The organism is Streptomyces sp. SCSIO 30461, assembly GCF_037023745.1.
In the GTDB taxonomy this organism is placed as follows: Bacteria; Actinomycetota; Actinomycetes; order Streptomycetales; family Streptomycetaceae; genus Streptomyces.
In genome coordinates this window covers 7,816,403-7,835,379 of sequence record NZ_CP146101.1, presented here as the reverse complement: position 1 = coordinate 7,835,379, position 18,977 = coordinate 7,816,403, and the positions used below count along the sequence as shown (strand labels likewise).

At 68.9% G+C, this 18,977-nt stretch carries 12 protein-coding genes; 8 read left to right on the top strand and 4 right to left on the bottom strand.

Annotated elements, in window-relative coordinates:
* Positions 1 to 50 precede the first annotated feature (50 nt).
* The 6 genes from V1460_RS35125 (at position 51) to V1460_RS35100 (ending at position 12,710) form a co-directional block, all read left to right on the top strand.
* Positions 51 to 2,075 carry an SPFH domain-containing protein gene (locus V1460_RS35125; protein WP_338677626.1) on the top strand — a complete coding sequence of 675 codons (2,025 nt, stop codon included), beginning with the start codon at positions 51 to 53 and terminating at the stop codon, positions 2,073 to 2,075.
* Positions 2,076 to 2,173: 98 nt separating this feature from the next.
* On the top strand, positions 2,174 to 7,027 hold the full coding sequence (locus V1460_RS35120) for a DNA repair ATPase (protein ID WP_338677625.1): 4,854 nt from the start codon (positions 2,174 to 2,176) through the stop codon (positions 7,025 to 7,027).
* 724 nt (positions 7,028 to 7,751) lie between these two features.
* Positions 7,752 to 9,290, top strand: a complete 1,539-nt coding sequence (locus V1460_RS35115) for an alanine/glycine:cation symporter family protein (RefSeq protein WP_338677624.1) — start codon at positions 7,752 to 7,754, stop codon at positions 9,288 to 9,290.
* Between the two features lie 226 nt (positions 9,291 to 9,516).
* Positions 9,517 to 10,815, top strand: a complete 1,299-nt coding sequence (gene nhaA, locus V1460_RS35110; protein WP_338677623.1) for a Na+/H+ antiporter NhaA — start codon at positions 9,517 to 9,519, stop codon at positions 10,813 to 10,815.
* Positions 10,812 to 11,036, top strand: coding sequence for a hypothetical protein (locus tag V1460_RS35105; protein WP_338677622.1), 225 nt, complete (start codon positions 10,812 to 10,814; stop codon positions 11,034 to 11,036). Before nhaA ends, V1460_RS35105 begins: the two co-directional genes overlap by 4 nt.
* Positions 11,037 to 11,429: 393 nt before the next feature.
* Positions 11,430 to 12,710 (top strand): cation:proton antiporter, encoded by a 1,281-nt coding sequence (locus V1460_RS35100; RefSeq protein WP_338677621.1) that lies wholly within the window; start codon positions 11,430 to 11,432, stop codon positions 12,708 to 12,710.
* 155 nt (positions 12,711 to 12,865) lie between these two features.
* On the opposite strand, the gene V1460_RS35095 is transcribed toward V1460_RS35100, so the two are convergent.
* Positions 12,866 to 13,225 carry a nitroreductase/quinone reductase family protein gene (locus tag V1460_RS35095; RefSeq protein ID WP_338677620.1) on the bottom strand — a complete coding sequence of 120 codons (360 nt, stop codon included), beginning with the start codon at positions 13,223 to 13,225 and terminating at the stop codon, positions 12,866 to 12,868.
* A gap of 14 nt (positions 13,226 to 13,239) precedes the next feature.
* Here V1460_RS35095 and V1460_RS35090 point away from each other — a divergent pair, with 14 nt between their 5' ends.
* The gene (locus V1460_RS35090; RefSeq protein ID WP_338677619.1) at positions 13,240 to 13,935 is read left to right on the top strand and encodes a hypothetical protein; all 696 of its coding nucleotides are present in this window, start codon (positions 13,240 to 13,242) and stop codon (positions 13,933 to 13,935) included.
* Here the strand turns inward: V1460_RS35090 and V1460_RS35085 are convergent.
* Complete coding sequence (locus V1460_RS35085) at positions 13,854 to 14,384, bottom strand: MarR family transcriptional regulator (protein WP_338677618.1); 531 nt, start codon at positions 14,382 to 14,384, stop codon at positions 13,854 to 13,856. The genes V1460_RS35090 and V1460_RS35085 overlap by 82 nt on opposite strands.
* Positions 14,385 to 14,419: 35 nt before the next feature.
* Positions 14,420 to 14,848, bottom strand: coding sequence for a PP2C family protein-serine/threonine phosphatase (locus V1460_RS35080; RefSeq protein ID WP_338677617.1), 429 nt, complete (start codon positions 14,846 to 14,848; stop codon positions 14,420 to 14,422).
* A 585-nt stretch (positions 14,849 to 15,433) separates the two neighbouring features.
* Here V1460_RS35080 and V1460_RS35075 point away from each other — a divergent pair.
* Positions 15,434 to 16,783, top strand: coding sequence for an IS110 family transposase (locus tag V1460_RS35075; protein WP_338671540.1), 1,350 nt, complete (start codon positions 15,434 to 15,436; stop codon positions 16,781 to 16,783).
* A gap of 244 nt (positions 16,784 to 17,027) precedes the next feature.
* Here the strand turns inward: V1460_RS35075 and V1460_RS35070 are convergent, their stop codons facing one another.
* On the bottom strand, positions 17,028 to 18,878 hold the full coding sequence (locus V1460_RS35070) for a DUF262 domain-containing HNH endonuclease family protein (protein WP_338677616.1): 1,851 nt from the start codon (positions 18,876 to 18,878) through the stop codon (positions 17,028 to 17,030).
* Between the last annotated feature and the right edge of the window lie 99 nt (positions 18,879 to 18,977).

Sequence of the window (18,977 nt, the reverse complement as noted above, 5' to 3'; positions counted from 1 at the left end):
CCGCTTGAGCCCGCGGCTCCCCCATCTCTTCCATCGACACGGGGTTTCTCATGAATGCCATCACCCCGGGCATCGGCGTATCCATCGCCGTTGTCCTGCTCATCGCCGTCGCTCTGCTCTTCGCCGTCACCCGGCTGTTCCGGAAGGTGGAGCAGGGCAAGGCACTGATCGTCTCCAAGATGCGGAAGGTCGACGTCACCTTCACGGGACAGGTCGTGCTGCCGGTCCTGCACAAGGCCGAGCTCATGGACATCTCGGTGAAGACGATCGAGATCAGCCGGACCGGCCGGGACGGGCTGATCTGCCGGGACAACATCCGGGCGGACATCCGTATCTCGTTCTTCGTCCGGGTCAACAAGACCGTCGAGGACGTCATCAAGGTCGCCCAGGCGATCGGCACCGCTCGCGCCAGTGACAAGGAGACGCTTCAGGAGCTGTTCAACGCCAAGTTCTCCGAGGCGTTGAAGTCGGTCGGCAAGCAGATGGACTTCACCGACCTCTACACCAAGCGCGAGGAGCTGCGCTTCAAGATCATCGAGCTCATCGGTATCGACCTCAACGGCTACAGCCTGGAGGACGCGGCGATCGACTACCTGGAGCAGACTCCGCTCTCTCAGCTCGACCCCGGCAACATCCTTGACGCGCAGGGTATTCGCAAGATCACCGAGCTGACGGCCGTCGAGAACGTCCGGACCAACGAGTACCGCCAGAACGAGCAGAAGGAGATCACCCGGCAGAACGTCGACGCACGCGAGGCCATCCTGGAGCTGGAGCGGCGCCAGGCGGACGCCGAGATCAAGCAGAAGCGCGAGATCGACACCGTTCGCGCCCGGGAGGAGGCCGAGACCGCGCGGGTCGTGGAGGAGGAGCGGCTGCGCGCGCAGAGCGCCTTCCTGCGCACCGAGGAGCAGCTCGGCGTCCAGCGGGAGAACCAGGCCCGGGAGGTCGCCGTCGCGCAGAAGAACCGCGAGCGGGTCATCGCGATCGAGAACGAGCGGATCGAGAAGGACCGGCTGCTCGAAGTCATCGCCCGCGACCGGGAGACCGAGCTGACCCGTATTTCCGCCGACAAGGAGGTCGAGTCCGAGCGCCGCGAGATCGCCGAAGTCATCCGGGAGCGGGTCGCCGTGGACCGTACGGTCGCCGAGCAGGAGGAGTCCATCAAGCGGCTGCGGGCGGTCGAGGAGGCCGAGCGTGAGCGCCAGGCCGTGATCATCGCGGCCGAGGCCGAGGCGCAGGAGAAGCTGGTCAAGGACATCAAGGCCGCCGAGGCCGCCGAGCAGGCCGCCGTCCACCGCGCCGCCGAGGAACTCACCCTCGCCGAGGCCCGGAACAAGGCCGCCGACATGGACGCCCGCGCCAAGATCCGCCTCGCCGAGGGCATCCAGGCCGAGGCCGCCGCCGAAGGGCTCGCGGCCGTGCAGGTGCGGGAGAAGGAGGCCGACGCCATCGAGAAGGCCGGCCGCGCCGAGGCGGAAGCCACCGAGGCCCGCCTGCGCGCCGAAGCCACCGGCACCCGCGAAAAGGCACTGGCCGAGGCGACCGCGATCGGGGAGAAGCTCAAGGCCGAGGCCGCGGGGCTGACCGAGAAGGCGGCGGCCATGGCCGCCCTCGACGAGGCGTCCCGCACGCACGAGGAGTACAGGTTGCGCCTGGAGGCCGAGAAGGACATCCGGCTCGCCGGGCTCGACGTCCAGCGTCAGGTCGCCGAGGCACAGGCAACGGTTCTCGCGACCGGCCTGGAGAACGCCGACATCAACATCGTCGGCGGCGAGTCGGTCTTCCTCGACCGGCTGGTGCAGTCGATCGCGCTCGGCAAGTCCGTCGACGGCTTCATGGACCACAGCCGGACCGCGCAGGCGCTCGCCGGCCCGTGGCTGAACGGCGACGGCTCCTTCACGGAGGACCTGACGAAGGTGCTCGGCTCCCTGTCCACCGCCGACGTGCAGAACCTGAGCGTGTCCGCGCTGCTGGCGAAGGTCATGAAGTCGGGCGTCCTCGACGCGGGCGCCGACACGGGCGTCCTGAAGAGCGCCGTCGACACCGGTGTCCTGAACGGCGCCGTCAAGAGCTGACCGCCCACGGGGGAGCGGTCAAGGCGGGTCCGGTGCCGGCAAACGGGGGAGTCACCGGCACCGGACCCGCGAAACAACGGTACAAGGAGCGGAACGAGATGAGTGCCGGAATCGACCAGGACACGTACGCGGTGCTGCGCGACCGCCTCATCGCGCGGGCCGGCGAGCTGGCCCGGCGCGCCGAGACCCTCAACCGGGAGCGGATCGCGGCATTCGGTTCGGGCGAGCTGACCCTCGCGGGCACCGATCGCCTCCGGGCCGAGCCCAACGGCCTGGCCCGGGACCTCGTTGCCGTCGGCGAGGACGTCCTGCTCCTCGGCCGCCACACGACGACCCCTCGGCGGGGCGAGACCTCGGTCTGCGATGTCTTCACGCTGTACGACCGCGAGCTGAACCCGCTGCCCGAGGGCGCGGTGCCCGGACTCCTCGACGACCCTGACTTCGTACGGGAGTTCACCGCCCTGCACCGCTACTTCCGGGGCGCGCGCCTGCTGCGGCTGCGCCGCCTGGAGGGGCGACTGCTCGCCGTCTTCCAGACGGGGGAGCAGGCCGACGACCTCCGGGTGCTGCGCTGGTCCGTCGGGCCGGGCGAGACGCGCTTTCTCGACGCCCAGGGTGAGCGCGACCACGTCTTGCCGCCCGCCCACGACGTCGACTGGGTGGAGACGACTCGCGACGACCACGTGCTGGGCCGGCACCCGCACATCTCGCTCGCCGGCCGCCTCTTCGTGTCCACGGTCGGCGGGGCGTTGACGGTGAAGACGGAGAACGACACCGAGACCGGCGAAGGCGTCCACAGCGAGCCGGTCGACGAGCCGCTGCAGTCCCTGGCCGACGCGGAGGTCGCGTACGCGACGGTGGGTGCGCTGATCGTCGTGCGTGTCCGCCCGTACAAGGAGGAGATCCGCCGGTATCTCGTCTTCGACTCCCTGACCGGGGCCGTGGTCAGACTGGACGGCATCGGACAGGCGTGTCTGCGGCTGCCCGAGGACGAGGGTCTCGTGTTCCCCGGCGGCTACTGCCTCGCCTCCGGCACGGTGAAGACCTTCGACACGGACACGGCGGGGCTGACCTTCGAGCGGGTGATCCGCTCGCCCAACGGTGAGGACATCCTCTTCGTCTTCCACTCCCAGGAGTCCGGACGGGGCCTGCTTCTCGCGTACAACCTGATCCGCAAGGAGATCGCCACCCCGGTCCCGTGTCGCGGATACGCGCTTCTCGACGACGGAACGATGGTCGTGCTGCGTGCCGAGGACGGGGAGCCCGGCCGCGTGCACCCGGTCCAGATCTGGCATACCCCGTACGTGGCGGACACCCACGTGTCGCCCGCGGGCGACGGACCGCTGGCTCGCATCGGCAACGCGGACCTCGTCCGGGGCATCTCCGACTGCCTCGCCATCGCCCGGCAGGCGACCGCACCGGCGCCCGCCGGTGCGGTGTACGAGTCGCTCGTCGCCGCATGCGAACGGGCGGCCGACCTCCACCACTGGCTGGGCGACCCGGAGACCGGGGACCTGCACGGCCCGCTGGCCGAGTTGAAGGGCACTGCCGCACAGGTCCTCGACGAGTTCGAGACCGTGGCGACACTCACCCGGCAGGCGGCCGAGGCGCTGGCCGAGTCCGCCCAGCGGATCTCCCGGCTGGTCCGGCGCATCCGGGGCGAGGCGCCCGCCACGGCCGAGGAGTGGATCGCACGGATCACCGAACTCCGCCAGGCGCAGGGCCACCTGGTGACCCTGAAGGAGTTGCGGTACGCCGACACGGAGAGGATCGACAGCCTCGCCGGGGACGTCGAGGCCGACATCGCCTCGGCCGCGCAGCGCGCCGTCACGTTCCTCCAGCGCGAGGACGCCTTCGCCGGCCACCACCGGAGCGCCGAGCGGCTCGCCACGGAGGCTGGGGAGCTGACCACCGTAGCCGCTGCTCTCCCGCTCGGTGACCGGCTCGACGAGCACACCCTCGGTCTCCGGACGCTCAGCGAGATCATCGCCGGCTTCGACATCGGCGACGCGACCGTGCGCACCTCGATCCTGGAGCGGATCGCCGACGTCCTCGGCTCGCTCAACCGCGCCCGTGCCGCCCTCGCCTCCCGACGTACCGAACTCCTCGACAAGGAAGGCAGGGCGGAGTTCGCCGCCGAGCTCGGCCTGCTGGGCCAGGCCGTCACCGGTGCCCTGGCTGCGGCGGACACCCCGGAGCACTGCGACGACCAGCTCGGCCGCCTGCTGCTCCAGCTGGAGAACCTGGAGTCCCGCTTCACCGAGCACGACGGCTTCCTGGCCGACATCGGCGACAAGCGGACCGAGATCTACGACGCCTTCACGGCACGCAAACAGTCCCTCCAGGACACCCGCGCCCGCCGCGCGGAGCGGCTTGCGGAGTCGGCGGGCCGGGTGCTCGAGGCGATCGTGCGGCGCATCTCCACCCTGGGCGACCTCGACGCGGTGCACACGTACTTCGCCTCCGACCCGATGGTCGCCAAGGTCCGGCGCATCGCGGCGGAACTGCGCGAACTCGGGGACCGGGTAAGGGCGGAGGAGCTGGACGGCAGGATCGCAGCCGCCCGCCAGGAGGCCGGTCGTGTCCTGCGGGACCGTACCGACCTGTTCTCCGACGGCGGCGACACGATCCGGCTCGGCCGGCACCGCTTCGCCGTCAACCGGCAAGCCCCCGAGCTCACGCTGGTCCCGCACGAGGACACTCTCGCCTTCGCGCTGACCGGAACCGACTACCGCGCCCCCGTCACCGACCCGGAGTTCGCCGCGACCCGGCCCTACTGGCCCCGGACGCTGCCGTCCGAGTCGCCGGACGTCTACCGCGCCGAGCACCTGGCAGCCCGCCTGCTCACCGAACACGGGCCGGACGGCCTGGCCGACGCGGACATCGCCGAACTCGCGCGACGGACGGCCGAGGCCGCCTACGACGAGGGGTACGAGCGCGGCGTCCACGACGACGACGCGGTGATGATCCTGGAGGCGGTGCTCGGGTTGTACGAGGGCGCCGGACTCCTCAGGTACCCGGGGAAGACGCGCGCGGTCGCCCAGACCTTCTGGTCCTGCTCCACCGATGCCGAGGCACGCGAGCAGTGGACCCACCGTGCGGTGTCACTGACCCAGGCCCGCGATCTCTTCGGTTCGGCAGCGGCCTTGGACGGACTGCGTCAGGAGTTGGCCGAGGAGATCGGCGACGCGACCGCCGCCGAGTATCTGCTCGAGGAACTGGCCGCCGGTCCGACGGGCTTCGCCGTCGCCCACGAGGCGCACACACTGCTGGACAAGTTCCGCCGTGCCGTCGGCGACTCGGCGTACGACGAGACCCTCGCTGCTCTCACGGAGCCGCACGCGCGGCGACAGTTCGTCGAGGCGTGGCTCACCTCGTACGCGTCCGCCTCCGGCGAGCAGCTCGACGAGGGCGTACTGGCCGAGGCCGTCGCCATCGAGCTCAGTCCGGATCTCGACCGCTACGAGGTGGCCGCTGCGACCACGACGACGGTCACCGGACTCCTCGGCGCCCACCCCCGTGTGGCGGGAAGCGCCATGGAACTGCGCCTGGAGGAATACCTGGCCAGGACGCGGGCTTTCGCCGAGCGGGACGTGCCCGCCTTCCGCGCCTACCAGCGGCGGCGGGCGGAAATCGTCGCGGCCGAGCGCGCTCGGCTGCGCGTGGACGAGTACCGGCCCCGGGTCATGTCGTCATTCGTCCGCAACCGGCTCGTCGACGAGGTCTACCTGCCCCTGATCGGTGACAACCTCGCCAAGCAGCTCGGCGCGACGGGAGACGCCAAGCGGACCGACTCCCACGGCCTGCTGCTGCTCCTGTCCCCGCCCGGCTACGGCAAGACCACGCTGATCGAGTACGTCGCCGAGCGCCTCGGCCTGCTGCTCGTCAAGGTCGACGGACCCGCCCTCGGCCAGAACACGGCCTCCCTCGACCCCGCCGAAGCGCCTGACGCAGCAGCCCGCCGGGAGCTGGAGAAGATCGCCTTCGCGCTTACGGCGGGCAGCAACGTCCTGCTGTACGTCGACGACATCCAGCACACCTCGCCGGAGTTCCTGCAGAAGTTCATCCCCCTCTGCGACGCCACCCGCACCCTGAACGGCCGCGACCTGCGCGGCAAGCGCTTCGCCGTCTGTATGGCCGGCAACCCCTACACCGAGTCCGGGCAGCGGTTCCGTGTACCGGACATGCTCGCCAACCGCGCCGACGTCTGGAACCTCGGTGACGTGCTGACCGGCAAGGAGGACGCCTTCGCGCTCAGCTTCGTCGAGAACGCCCTCATCTCCAACCCCGTCCTCGCCCCGCTCGCCGGTCGCGACAGGGCCGACCTCGAGCTCCTGACCCGGCTGGCGACGGGCGATCCGACCGCGCGCCGGGACCGGCTCGTCCACCCTTACGCCCCCGCCGAACTCGACCGGATCCTCGCCGTACTGCGCCGCCTGATGACCGCCCGCGAGACCGTCCTCGCTGTCAACGCGGCTTACATCGCCTCCGCGGCCCAGTCCGACGACGCCCGCACCGAGCCGCCCTTCCGGCTCCAGGGCTCGTACCGGAACATGAACAAGATCGCCGCCCGTATCTCACCTGCCATGAACGACGCCGAGCTGGCAGCCGTCATCGGCGACCACTACACCGCCGAAGCCCAGACCCTCACCATCGACGCCGAGGCCAACCTGCTCAAGCTCGGCGCGCTGCGCGGCACGCTCACCGGGGCGCAGCGCGAACGCTGGTCGGAGGTCACCGCCGCCTTCGTCCGCACCCGGTCGCTCGGCGGCGCCGCCGAGGACCCTCTGAGCCGTGCGGTCGCCGCCCTCGGCCTGCTCGCCGACCGCATCACGGCCGTCGAGGCCGCGATCACCCGGGCTGCCGATCCGCGCCACCTCGTGGCCCGCCCCTCCGGACGGCACGCCGCACGTTGCGCTGATGTCTGTGATCCCGAGCCTCGTCAGAACTGACACAGGAGGTGGCCGTCTCCGACGTGGGGATCGGTCTGAATGCCGCTGCCCGGCGGAACCGCTGGTGGTGGACCGGTGTCCTGACGCCCGTCTGCGCCAGTGAGGCGGTGGCCGTGATCCTCACTGCGCGGGGACAAACCGATCGTGATGGGTCGGTGGCGTCAGTGGTCTGGGGCACTTGCTTCTATGTGATCAACCGCGGCTACGCCTGCTGACGACTCCCGGGGCTTTCACCGGCCGGAGCGGGGATCCGGACTTCGCACAGAGGCCGGCCGTCATTCACGAACCGGTCTGGCGCGGTCGACGGCCGAGGTGACTCAGGCCGGGAGCCGCGAGCCGGTGCATACGTCTGCCGACATGTGCGTAGAGCGGTGTGGCTCCTGATCTTGCGGAGATAAGTGCACTGTGAACGGATACCCGTGTCCGGATAACGGTCACATCACGCTTGCTGGGGCTTTCGAGGATTACCGTGCGTGGTGTGATGTGCGCCACCCGTTGTGCGGTGGATGTCGTGGTAGGAATACGCAACTGCGCAGGTGGCACCACCCCTCACCATCCCTGCGCAGTGCCGGCATGCACCGGCAGCACGACCAAGGTGATCACGTTCCGAGTCCGTGGACGTCGACCCTCGGGTCGCTGATCGGACAACGGCGTTCGCTCAAAGCCCGCACATCCACTGGCGCAGCCTCCCGCTCGCCGGTCCTGCGTTACTGAGGTCCCCGCCGTGTCACTCGATTCCTTCACCCAGTCCGTCGACAAGGCGGTCAGCGGATTCTTCGAGCCCATTGCCACGTGGCTGGGCGAGGTCGTCTTCTACTCCGTCCCCGTCGGGGGTACGGAGCTTCCCCTCATCGTGGCCTGGCTCGTCGTCGCCGGTCTGGTCTTCACCGGATGGTTCGGTCTCGTCCAACTGCGCAAGTTCCGCCTCGCCGTGAACGTGGTGCGGGGCAAGTACGACGAGAAGGGGTCGACCGGCGAGGTCAACCACTTCCAGGCGCTGACCGCCGCCGTGTCCGGCACGGTCGGTCTCGGCAACATCGCCGGTGTGGCCGTCGCCGTCTCCATCGGTGGCCCGGGTGCCACGTTCTGGATGATCCTCTGCGGTCTGCTCGGCATGGCCACGAAGTTCGTCGAGGTCACGCTCGGTGTGAAGTACCGCGAGGTGCACGCCGACGGATCCGTCTCCGGCGGACCGATGCACTACCTGCCCAAGGGCCTCGCCGAGCGTTTCGGCAAGAACGGCAAGACCCTCGGCAAGGTCCTCGCCGTCCTCGCCTCGTTCTTCGTGCTGTTCTTCGGCCTGTTCGGCGGCAACCTCTTCCAGGTCAACCAGTCCTACGCTCAGCTGGTCTCCGTCACCGGCGGCGAGGACGGCCTGATGGGCGGGTCCGCGGGCGCGCTGTTCTTCGGCATCCTGATCGCGGCCCTCGTCGGCATCGTGCTGCTCGGCGGCATCCGCTCCATCGCCTCCGTCACCAGCAAGCTCATCCCGGCCATGGCCGGCATCTACATCGCCGCCTGCCTCGTCGTCATCGCCGTCCACGTCACCGCCGTCCCCGCCGCGGTCTCCACGATCATCGAGGGCGCGTTCAACCCGCAGGGTGTCGCCGGTGGTGTCCTCGGCGCCCTGATCGTCGGCTTCAAGCGGGCTGCCTTCTCCAACGAGGCCGGTCTGGGCTCCGCCCCGATCGCCCACTCCGCGGTCAAGACCAAGCACCCCGCCAGCGAGGGCCTGGTCGCCCTGCTGGAGCCGTTCATCGACACCGTGGTCATCTGCACCATGACCGCGCTGACCATCGTCATCGCCAACCCCGCCAGCTATGTCGAGGTCCGTCAGGGCGGCGAGTCCATCGGCGGCGTCACCATCACCTCGGACGCCTTCGCCACCGTCATGCCGTGGTTCCCCTACATCCTGACCATCGCGGTGATGCTGTTCGCCATCTCCACGGTACTGACCTGGGGCTACTACTGCATGAAGGCGTGGACCCACCTGTTCGGCCGTTCCCGCGCCAGCGAGGCGACCTTCAAGGTCTTCTACACCCTGTTCGCGGTGGCCGGCTCCCTGCTGACCCTGCAGACCCTGATCGACATGGCCGACGCGGTGCTCTTCATGCTCGCCGTCATCAACATCATCGGCCTGTACCTCCTCGCCCCCGTCGTCAAGCGCGAGCTGAACTCCTTCCTCGCCTTCGTGAAGAAGCGCGACGCCGGCCTCGACACGGACGACGACACCGACCAGGAGCCGGTGAAGGCCACCGTCTGACCGCCCCCGGCGGCCCTCCGCAAGGGCCCTGACCCCACCTCGCGCCTTGGTGGGGACAGGGCCCTTCGCTCTTGTTTCAGCAGGTGAGAGACGCCTGGTGAGACCCCCGGCCACCCGATAGGGTGTTAAGAACGCATCAACATGATGCTGGTGTGCCGGGAAGTCTGGTCGGCGTCCGAGGGGCCTCTGCGCCCATCTGTCGACATGCCCCGGAGGCTTCCCCCCCATGACCCAGGCACGCCCGCGCAAGACCATCTTCGGACTACTGCCCTGGCCGGAGCGCCAGGCGATCGGCGAGGCCCTGCGGACGGAGACGGTCGGCGGTCTGGTCCTCCTGGCGGCGGCAGTCGTCGCGCTGGTGTGGGCGAACAGCCCGTGGAGCGAAGCGTACGAGTCCGTACGGGACTTCCACTTCGGCATCCCCGCCCTGGGCCTGGACCTGTCGGTCGCCCACTGGACCGCCGACGGCCTCCTCGCGATCTTCTTCCTGGTCGCCGGCATCGAGCTGAAGCGTGAACTCGTCGTCGGCGAGCTGCGCACCCCCGCCACGGCGGCCCTGCCCGTGATCGCGGCCCTGTGCGGCATGGTGGTACCGGCGGGCGTCTACACCGCCGTCGCCGCATCGGGCGGCGGCAGCCTCGACGGCTGGGCCGTCCCCATGGCCACCGACATCGCCTTCGCCCTCGCCGTCCTCGCCGTCATCAGCACCCATCTGCCCTCCGCCCTGCGGGCGTTCCTGCTCACCCTCGCCGTCGTCGACGACCTCGGCGCCATCCTCATCATCGCGATCTTCTTCACCAGCGACCTCAACTTCTGGGCACTCGGCGGGGCGTTCGCCGGCCTGCTTCTCTTCTACGCTCTCCAGCGCTTCCGCGTGCGTGGTTGGTGGTGGTACGTGCCGCTCGGCATCGCGACCTGGGCGCTGATGTACAACTCGGGTGTCCACGCCACCGTCGCCGGTGTCGCCATGGGCCTCATCCTGCGCACCACCCGCGACAAGGGCGAGGAGGCTTCCCCGGGTGCACGGGTCTCCCACCTCGTCCATCCTTTCTCCGCGGGCGTGGCCGTCCCTCTCTTCGCGCTCTTCGCAGCCGGAGTCGGCATCTCCGGCGCCGCGCTCGCCCACGTCTTCACCGACCCGGAGCCCCTCGGGGTCTTCCTGGGGCTGGTCGTGGGCAAGATCCTCGGCATCTTCCTCGGCACCTACCTCGCTGCCCGCTTCACCCGGGCCCAGCTCAACCCCGATCTCGCCTGGGCCGATGTGTTCGGGCTCGCCGCGCTGGCCGGGATCGGCTTCACCGTCGCCCTCCTCATCGGTGAACTCGCCTTCCCGGACGCCGCCGAGGCCGAGCACATCAAGGCCGCCGTCCTGATCGGTTCCCTTGCCGCCGCCGCCCTCGCCGCCGCGCTGCTACGGCGCCGCAACCGCCTCTACCGGCGCTTGTGCGAGGACGAAGAGCGTGACGAGGACGCGGACGGCATCCCCGACATCTACCGGACGGGGCCGGCGGGTGGCAGCCGGTGATCACGGGCGACGCGGGTCACGTGCTCCTGGGCACGGCTGTCGTGGTCGCCGTCCTGGTCATTCGCACCGCCGTACGTGAGATGCGCAACGGAGAAGCCGGCCGGGCGAGCGCCGACCGAGTCGTGCTCGGTGGGGGCCCGCTGGGGGAGGCCACCACCGCGTACTACGGGGCGTCGGCCAAGCAGGAGATCTATCTGGGCCCCGGTACCCGGGCAGTGTGAAGGGCGCGCTGATGCGTCAGCACACATGCCGTGGGGCCATGGAGACGGCGTCCTGCAAGCTCGTCCGCTTCAGGCCGTCCGGGGCGTCGGGCGGCGCTGAGCCGGCGAGGCGGGGAGCTGTCGGCGACCCGCAGCAGTGGCTGGTGCGTTTCGCTGCCGCCTCGGCCGAAAGGCGTGGCTGCCCGCGGTGAGTACGGCTCCGTCGCCGACTGCCGGGTGGGTGGGGTGCGCATTTGCCGAGCACCGGCAAGTCCGCTCCGTTCTCGTTGTGTGTCAAGGGTCTGTCAATGATGGGTAAGGAACGTATAAGGTCGGTAGCGGTGTGCCGGGAAGCCTGGTCGGCGAACAGAGGAGACGTCTCTGTTTTCACCTGCCGACAGGGGGACTTCTGCCATGGTGCTCGTTGCCGTCTTTGGAGCCGCGCTGCTCGTCGCGGTCCTGCTGTCAGGGCTCGCCGCCCGCACCGTACTCTCCACCTCGCTGCTCTTCCTCGTCGGCGGGGCACTGGTCAGTGACGGTTTCCTCGGGCTGATCCACATCACGCCCGAGAGCGAGATCGTGTCGGTCACCGCAGATCTGGCTCTGTTCGCGGTGCTGTTCACGGACGGGATGCACGTCTCGTTCGCCAAATTGCGTGCCAACTGGCGCAATCCGGTACGGGCTCTGGGCTTGGGTATGCCGCTCGCCTGCGTGGGGACGGCGCTGATCACCCACTACCTGGTGGGTCTGGACTGGACGACGTCCTTCCTGGTCGGAGCCGTTCTCGCGCCGACCGACCCGGTGTTCGCCTCAGCGATCGTGGGCCGCAAGGAGGTTCCCTCCCGGCTGCGTGAACTCCTCAACGTGGAAAGCGGTATCAACGACGGGCTCGCCCTCCCCGTCGTCCTGATCCTCATCGCCGCTGCCGGCCCGACCTCGCCCCACGCCGAGGCGTCCTTCGGGAAGATCGGTCTGGAGCTGGGGCTCGGTCTCGCCTTCGGCGTGGCTCTGCCGCTGCTCGTCACCCTGCTCACCCGGGTGAGGTTCCTCGGCGCCGAACCCAAGCTCCAGCCGCTGTTGCCGTTGGCCACCGGCGTCATCCTCTACGCCGCCTGCCACCTCACCCACGCCAACCCCTACCTCGCCGCCTTCTCCGCGGGCGCGGTCCTCGTGGCCGTCTCGCCGGAGTCCCAGAAGGCGTTCGAGCCACTGGGCGAGGCGCTTGCGGAGCTTGCCAAGTTCGCCGCCCTCCTCGTGTTCGGCGCGCTGCTCACTCCGCAGCTGTTCGGCGACCTCTCCTTCGGCGGGTACGTGGCGGTGATCCTCGCGATCGCACTGATCCGGCCCGGGTCGCTGCTGCTGTCTCTGTGGGGGACGAGGATCGACCGGAGGGAGAAGCTGGTCGCGGCCTGGTTCGGCCCGAAGGGGTTCGCTTCGGTCGTGTACGGCCTGTTGGTCCTCCAGGCCGGCATCCCGCAGGGACAGGAGGCGTACACGCTCATCGCGGTCTGTATCGCCTTCTCGATCATCGCCCACAGCAGCACGGACGTCCCGATCGCCCGCCTCTTCCACGTCGACGACCTCGTCGAGACCGGAGGAGAGCGGACCGAGGACCGCTCGGAGGCCGCCGACGTGGAAGTGCGTGCCGATGCCTCCAAGCGGACGAACGGGATTCGCTCACCCGCCGAGCGGTAGGCGGCTCACTGCCGTCGACCGTGAAGCCCACGCAGTGGCAGAGGGTGCGTGCGGCCCGTGGGCGCCGGCGGGCGTACTCGGTCATGATCCGGCCTCCTTCCTCCGGGACGGGGAAACGCGCGGTGGCCACCTGCGATGACGATCGAACCGGATCGTCACCTGGGGGTGTGGCGGAGGTTCCGGTACCACCGGGCCTCCGGACCGAATCCGGAGGCGACGGCCCATGTGTCCTGATCGCGGTCGCGGGCGACCACTTCCAGGACCACCTCATGCGAACGGCCTGATGTCCGGCCTGTGTGGATGAGGAGCAGCAGGCGTCCTCGGAACGGTCGGCCGGAACCGCCGCGGAAGAGATGGATCGGGAGCCGCAGGAGGCGGCGTCTCCCAGCCGGAGGGATGACGGGGGCGCCGGCGTGTGGAATGCATGCGGCGGTTCCCGGCCCGGGTGCGGATGCCGGGCAGCTTCGGTTCGATAACAGCTGGTGGGTGAGTGTTACTCGATGAGGCTGAACCATTGCATAGTCTAAATGTGAGGGCGTGGGCACGACTGAGCGACAGGCTCCTCGGCTCCGCTGCGTACGAGGGCAGTCCCCCGCTGTGGTTGGTGACCGAGGGCCTCGTGGTCGCTGCCACGAGCACCGCACTGGTCGCCGGTTCCGGCACAGTGGCCGTCCTCGTCGGCATGTCACCGGCCCAAGCCGTGGCCGCTGTCGCGGTGGCCGTGGCCGCCGTCACGCTCTACCTCCTGATCACCCGGGCGGGGCATTTGCTGGTGGCAGGGACCGCGCTACTCGGGATCCTGCTCTCCCCCGGCGTCTCGGGGGTGGCAACGGAGGCCGTGTTGACCGGGGCGGGGCGCACCCAGGACGTGGTCGTGACGGTGGTCGCGCACGAGCCGACGGGCAGCCCCGCGTACTACTGCTCCGTCCGCCACCAGGACGGCTCTCCCGTCGGGGCGAGGCTGTGGAGGGGATGCGGCCCTTCCGTGGCTCCGGGGGACTTGATCGGTATGGTCTACGACCCGGCGGGGCGAGTGGCTCCGCGCGGCATCGAAGGGCCCGGCGCACTGTTGTGGGGACTCGGCAGGACGGTGATGCTGATGCTGGCGTTCACCGTGGTCTGCTTTGTCGCCGTCGTGCGGTCCTACTGCGTGCCGTCGTCTGCCCAGTCGGACCAGCCGAGGGGGTGCGGGCCCATGTCCCCGTCGCCGAAGGCCGGTTCCTGACCGGCAGAGTTGAAGGCGCCGAGAGCCTCCACGAGAGCGGTGCGCTGAGCGGGGTCGAGGCGACGGAGAACGGCCGTGATCTCCTCACGCCGTCGGGAGGTCACGTCCTGGACGACGCGGCTCCCCTCCTCGGTGAGGCGCAGGACGGTCTCGCGGCGGTTGGCCGGGTTCGTCCGACGGGCCGTCAGGCCAGAGGCGATCAGCCGGTCCACCATCCGCATGGCGGTGGACGGCTGTACGCCGAGGTGGTCGGCCAAGGCCACCAGCTTCGACGGCCCGCGGGTGGACAGCACCACGAGCATCCGGAACTGCGGCAGCGTGATGCTCTCCTCGACCGTCGCCAGCGACCGGGCCGAGACCGCGACGAGTAGCCGCGAGGCTGTCAGCACGGCACGCGTGACGGCTTCGATGTCGTCCTGGACCGGGTCGGACCCCTCGTGCTCTCGCATACGAACCTTTGTACCGTGCGCGGGAAGGGGGGAAGTCATGCGCGGTAGTGCAGCAGCAACATGGCGGCGCCGTCCCCGAGCGGCCCGCCGACGTACGCGACGATGTCGCTGTGCAGGGCGTCGAGGGCGAGTTCGGGGCTGTCGGCGTTCAGCAGGCGGAGCCGGGAGCCGGGCGGATGGAACTCTCCCCGGCCGCCCCGGGCTTCGCTGACGCCGTCCGTGTCGAGCAGGAGCAGGTCGCCGGGGTGGAACGCGGTGCTCAGCGTCTCGGGTGACTGCGCTCCACGCATGCCGAGTCCGAGTGGCATCGCTCGCGTCTTGGGCGCAAGGAAGCGTGCCGTGCCGTCGGAGTGGATCATCGGCGGGGACGGATGGCCGTAGTTGAGCAGGGCCACGGTCCGGTCCTCCCGGATCTCGGCGATCACCGCTGTGACGAACCGCTCCCCGCACAGCACTCGGTTCATGGCCCTCTCCAGCCGTGTGCTGACGCCGGAGCGGAACCGGCTGCGCCACTTCGGCGATCGAGCACGCCGACCAGCTCTGCCGTGCGGCGACGCCGCATCACCGCCACGACAAGAACGGCGGCGGTGACCCCGGCCACCGAGACCAGCGCCGTCGTCCCGCACAGTCTCCCAGGATTCTCCCAAGCGATCTCCGAAACCACTCAGGGGCCCGCCCCGCTCTCGCGGATCAGGCCCCTGATCTGGTGTTTCAGCTGTCGGGGTGGCGGGATTTGAACCCACGACCTCTTCGTCCCGAATGAGGTTCGATCATGTTGCCCACCTGCTATGGGTGTTATTTATGCAGGTCAGCCCTTCTGGTCCCTGTCGGGGAACGCCTTGCCGGCGTGAAAACATGATCGCGGCGCCCGCTCGCCGACTCCGGTTGCTCGTTGGGACACCAAGCCCGTAGGTCAGTCTGGTGCAGGGGCCGCTGCGGGGCCTTGCCTTGTTGCCGTAGAGCACGCCGGTCAGATTTCGTCTTCCCCGTGGCCCCTTGGGGCGGGCGCCGCCTGTACGAACGGAACGAGGGGGAAGGGGCACGCGCCCGTGGCGGAGACGGATGCCGAGGAGAGCGAGCAGGGACCGGAGCTGGTGGAGCGGGTCGCGGCGATCGATATCGCCAAGGCATCCGGGATGGTGTGCACCCGGGTGCCGCACGAGGACAAGCCCGGCCGGAGAGTACAGCGTGTGTGGCACGTGGCCGCGACCAGCGGCGCCATCCTGGATCTCGCGGACCACCTGATATGCCAGGGCGTCACCCGGGTGGTCATGGAAGCGACCTCGACGTACTGGAAGCCGTTCTTCTTTCTCCTGGAGGCGCGGGGGCTTGAATGCTGGCTGGTCAACGCGCGTGACGTGAAGAACGTGCCTGGCCGCCCGAAGACCGACAGGCTCGATGCGGTGTGGCTGGCCAAGCTCGCCGAACGCGGCATGCTCAGAGCCTCGTTCGTGCCGCCAAAGCCGGTGCGGGAGCTGCGGGACCTGACCCGTTCCCGCGCGGTCCTCACCCACGAGCGCACCCGGCACAAGCAGCGCGCGGAGAAGCTCCTGGAGGACGCGCAGATCAAGCTGTCCTCGGTGATCTCCGACATCTTCGGCGTCTCCGGCCGCGCGATGCTCGAGGCGCTGATCGCGGGCGAACGCAGCCCCAGGGCCCTGGCCGACCTGGCACACGGCACCATCAAAGCCAGCCCCCAGGCCCTTCAAGAGGCACTGGCGGGCGGGTTCGAGGAACACCACGCGTTCATGCTGCGGATGCTGCTGGACACCGTCGACTACCTCACCATGCAGATCGACAAGCTCACCGCCCGCATCACCACCCGTCTCACCGAGCTGTCCACGACCCACGACGACAGGGACGGTGACAGGGACGACGACCGGCCCGGTCAGGGCATGCTGATGCCGCTGACCGACGTCGAGCGCCTGGACGAGATCCCCGGGGTGGGACCGGCCACCGCCCAGGTCATCCTCGCCGAGATCGGCACCGACATGAGCGTGTTCCCCACCGCCGACCACCTGGCCTCCTGGGCCCGCCTATCCCCACGCACCTTCCAGTCCGGCCCGAAGAACACCTCCGGACCCGCCGGCAAAGGCAACCCCTGGCTGCGCGGAGCACTCGGCGAAGCCGCCATCTCCGCCGCCCGCACCGACACCTTCCTCGGCGCCCGCTACCGCCGCATCGTCAAACGCCGAGGCCACCTCAAAGCACTGGTCGCCGTCGCCCGCTCCATCCTGGTCACGGTCTGGCACCTCCTGAACGACCCCACCGCCCGCTACCGCGACCTCGGCCCCGACTGGCACACCAAGAACCTCGATCCCGCCCGCAAGACCCGCGACCTCGTCCGCCAGCTCACCGCCCTCGGCCACGACGTCACCCTCACCCCGGCAGGCGCCTGACACACCACCGCACCGCCCCTCAACCCCGTCGGCACAGCCCCAGGGGCCACATCGCCATGCCCGTCGAACCCCCGAGTTTTCCGGTCAGGACGTTGGTGGTGATTGGTCTCAGGTGGTGTTGCGAGGGCTCTGGGAGAAGATCTTCTCCCAGATTTCTCCCAGGCAGTGGACTGCCGGCGCGGCGGCCGTACTCACGCGTCTGTATTGCAGCAGCAAACTCGTATGGGAATGCTGATCGCGAGTGTCACTTGTTGTTGTGCTCGGAAGACAACGGGTCAGTGCGTAGATCGTCGGCATGCGGCCAGACGTCCAAGGATAGTGAGGCGAGGTACGTGCCCCGCGTACGAATTCGATGCTCGTCCCAGGTCGTAGCCCAGTCGCTGATGTCAGTGTTCGGTGGAGCACTGAGCAGGGTGCCGTGGGTGAGGCGTAGCAGGCTGTGCTTGCCGAGCCACTGCCGCTTGTCCTCCCAGGCCATGTTGCCCAGGGTGGGGTTCAGGCGGGCGGTGACCAGGGTCAGGTTGCCGAGTGTGTGGACCAGTTCGTCGCGGTCGGCTCCTTCGGACAGATCGTTCTCAAGGGGCGGCCAGTTGTCGCGCCAGCTCTGCGGCATGATGTGCTCGATGGTCAATTTTGCGCCAGCCTGTTCGCCGACGGGGACAGTGAGCTGTTCGGTGTGGTCGGTGCGCAGCTCGTCCTCCAGCGCTTCCAGGAGGATGCGTACGCTGCGGCGGACCAAGCGGGAGTAGATGGGGTCCTGTTCCAACGAGGCGCGGAACTCGGAGTCGCTCGGCCAATGACGGTGGTGGCCCTGCATTGCCGAGAGGGCCGTGATGACGGCTTCGTCCGCGCGGTCGGGTTGTCGGGCTACGGCCGCGACCAAGTCACGGAAGACGTTGTTGTAGTCGCGGGTACTGAGATTGAGCACCGCCCGGCGAACGAGATAGCTGTCGATGGCCCGGATCGCCCGCCGTCGGCGCTCCATTGGCAGCACGGACTCGTCCAGGCCGTAGAGGAAGAGGAGTAGGGGCATCGGAGTGGAGGTCTGAAGGACCTTCATCCGATACAGGAACCGTCCCTCGACGCCGTGCAGCGGATGGTCGTCGATGAGGTCATAGATCTCGGCGTATCGCGTCAGCTCGGCAAAGACGTCTTCCGTAGGGACGGCAGACGAGAGCAGCCAGCGCTCGAACTCCTTGAACAAGGCGGAGGCAGTGAACTCGCGCTGCGTACGCATCGTGAGCCAGTACGTCAGGAACACGTCGAGGCGGCTTCGCGTAATGCGGCCGGTCGTCTGTTCCACGCGCCATTCGTCTTGGTCGAAGGGCGCCCAGTACGTTTTGTAGAGCCGGTCGACGTCCGCACCGACACGTTCAGCGTCGCGAAACAGCAGGTTCTTGATCAGATCCGCGTGCTCCAGCGGCGTACCGCGGCTGTTCAGCGTCTCGAAGACGACCTGCGCGTCGTCATGCTCTTCCAAGTCGATGATGACCAAACGCAGCTGTTCCCGCAGCGCCTGCACCAGCATCCCCAGCCGCTCCTGCGGCTCAGCTGCTTCCGCCAGCCACGTGTCAATCTCCTGCTGAAAGTAGGCGACGGCTTCGGCGAGCCGTCCTCCCTCTCCCTGGCCGAGCATGACGGCGCGGAACTCGTCACGGTCCGCATTGGTCGGCCAGACCTTGTAGAGATGGTCGGGATGCTGGGCGCGGTCGAACAGGTCTTCGTCGTTCTCCAGGAACTTACTCAGCAGGCGTACGGAGCGCTCGTGGTTGAGAGCCGCCGCCGACAGGCGGGCCGCGAATAGGAACAACTGTAGTGTTGTCAGACGCTGTTGGCCGTCGATGACCTGCCGCGTCTCCAGGCTTGACGAAAGGTACGGGGTCTCATCGAAAACAACCGCTCCGAGAAAGTGCGGTGCCACCGTCTCCCCGGTCACTGCCGCCTGCTCGGCCCGCTCGACGGTGCGGCGGATGTCCTCCCACAGGGCCGACCAGTTGTCGTCCCGGTTCCACACGTACGGCCTCTGGAACAGCGGCACCGTGTAACGCACGTCCCTGCCGAAGATCCGCCGCAGGTCGACCGTATCCGCTCTCATGGATTGGGTTCCCCTCCCTCGCGTCCAGGCTATTACCGTAGCGATCTTCGCTATAGCTGATCGGCCTGATCCGTGAACTTCGGCAGGAAGACGGCGGGG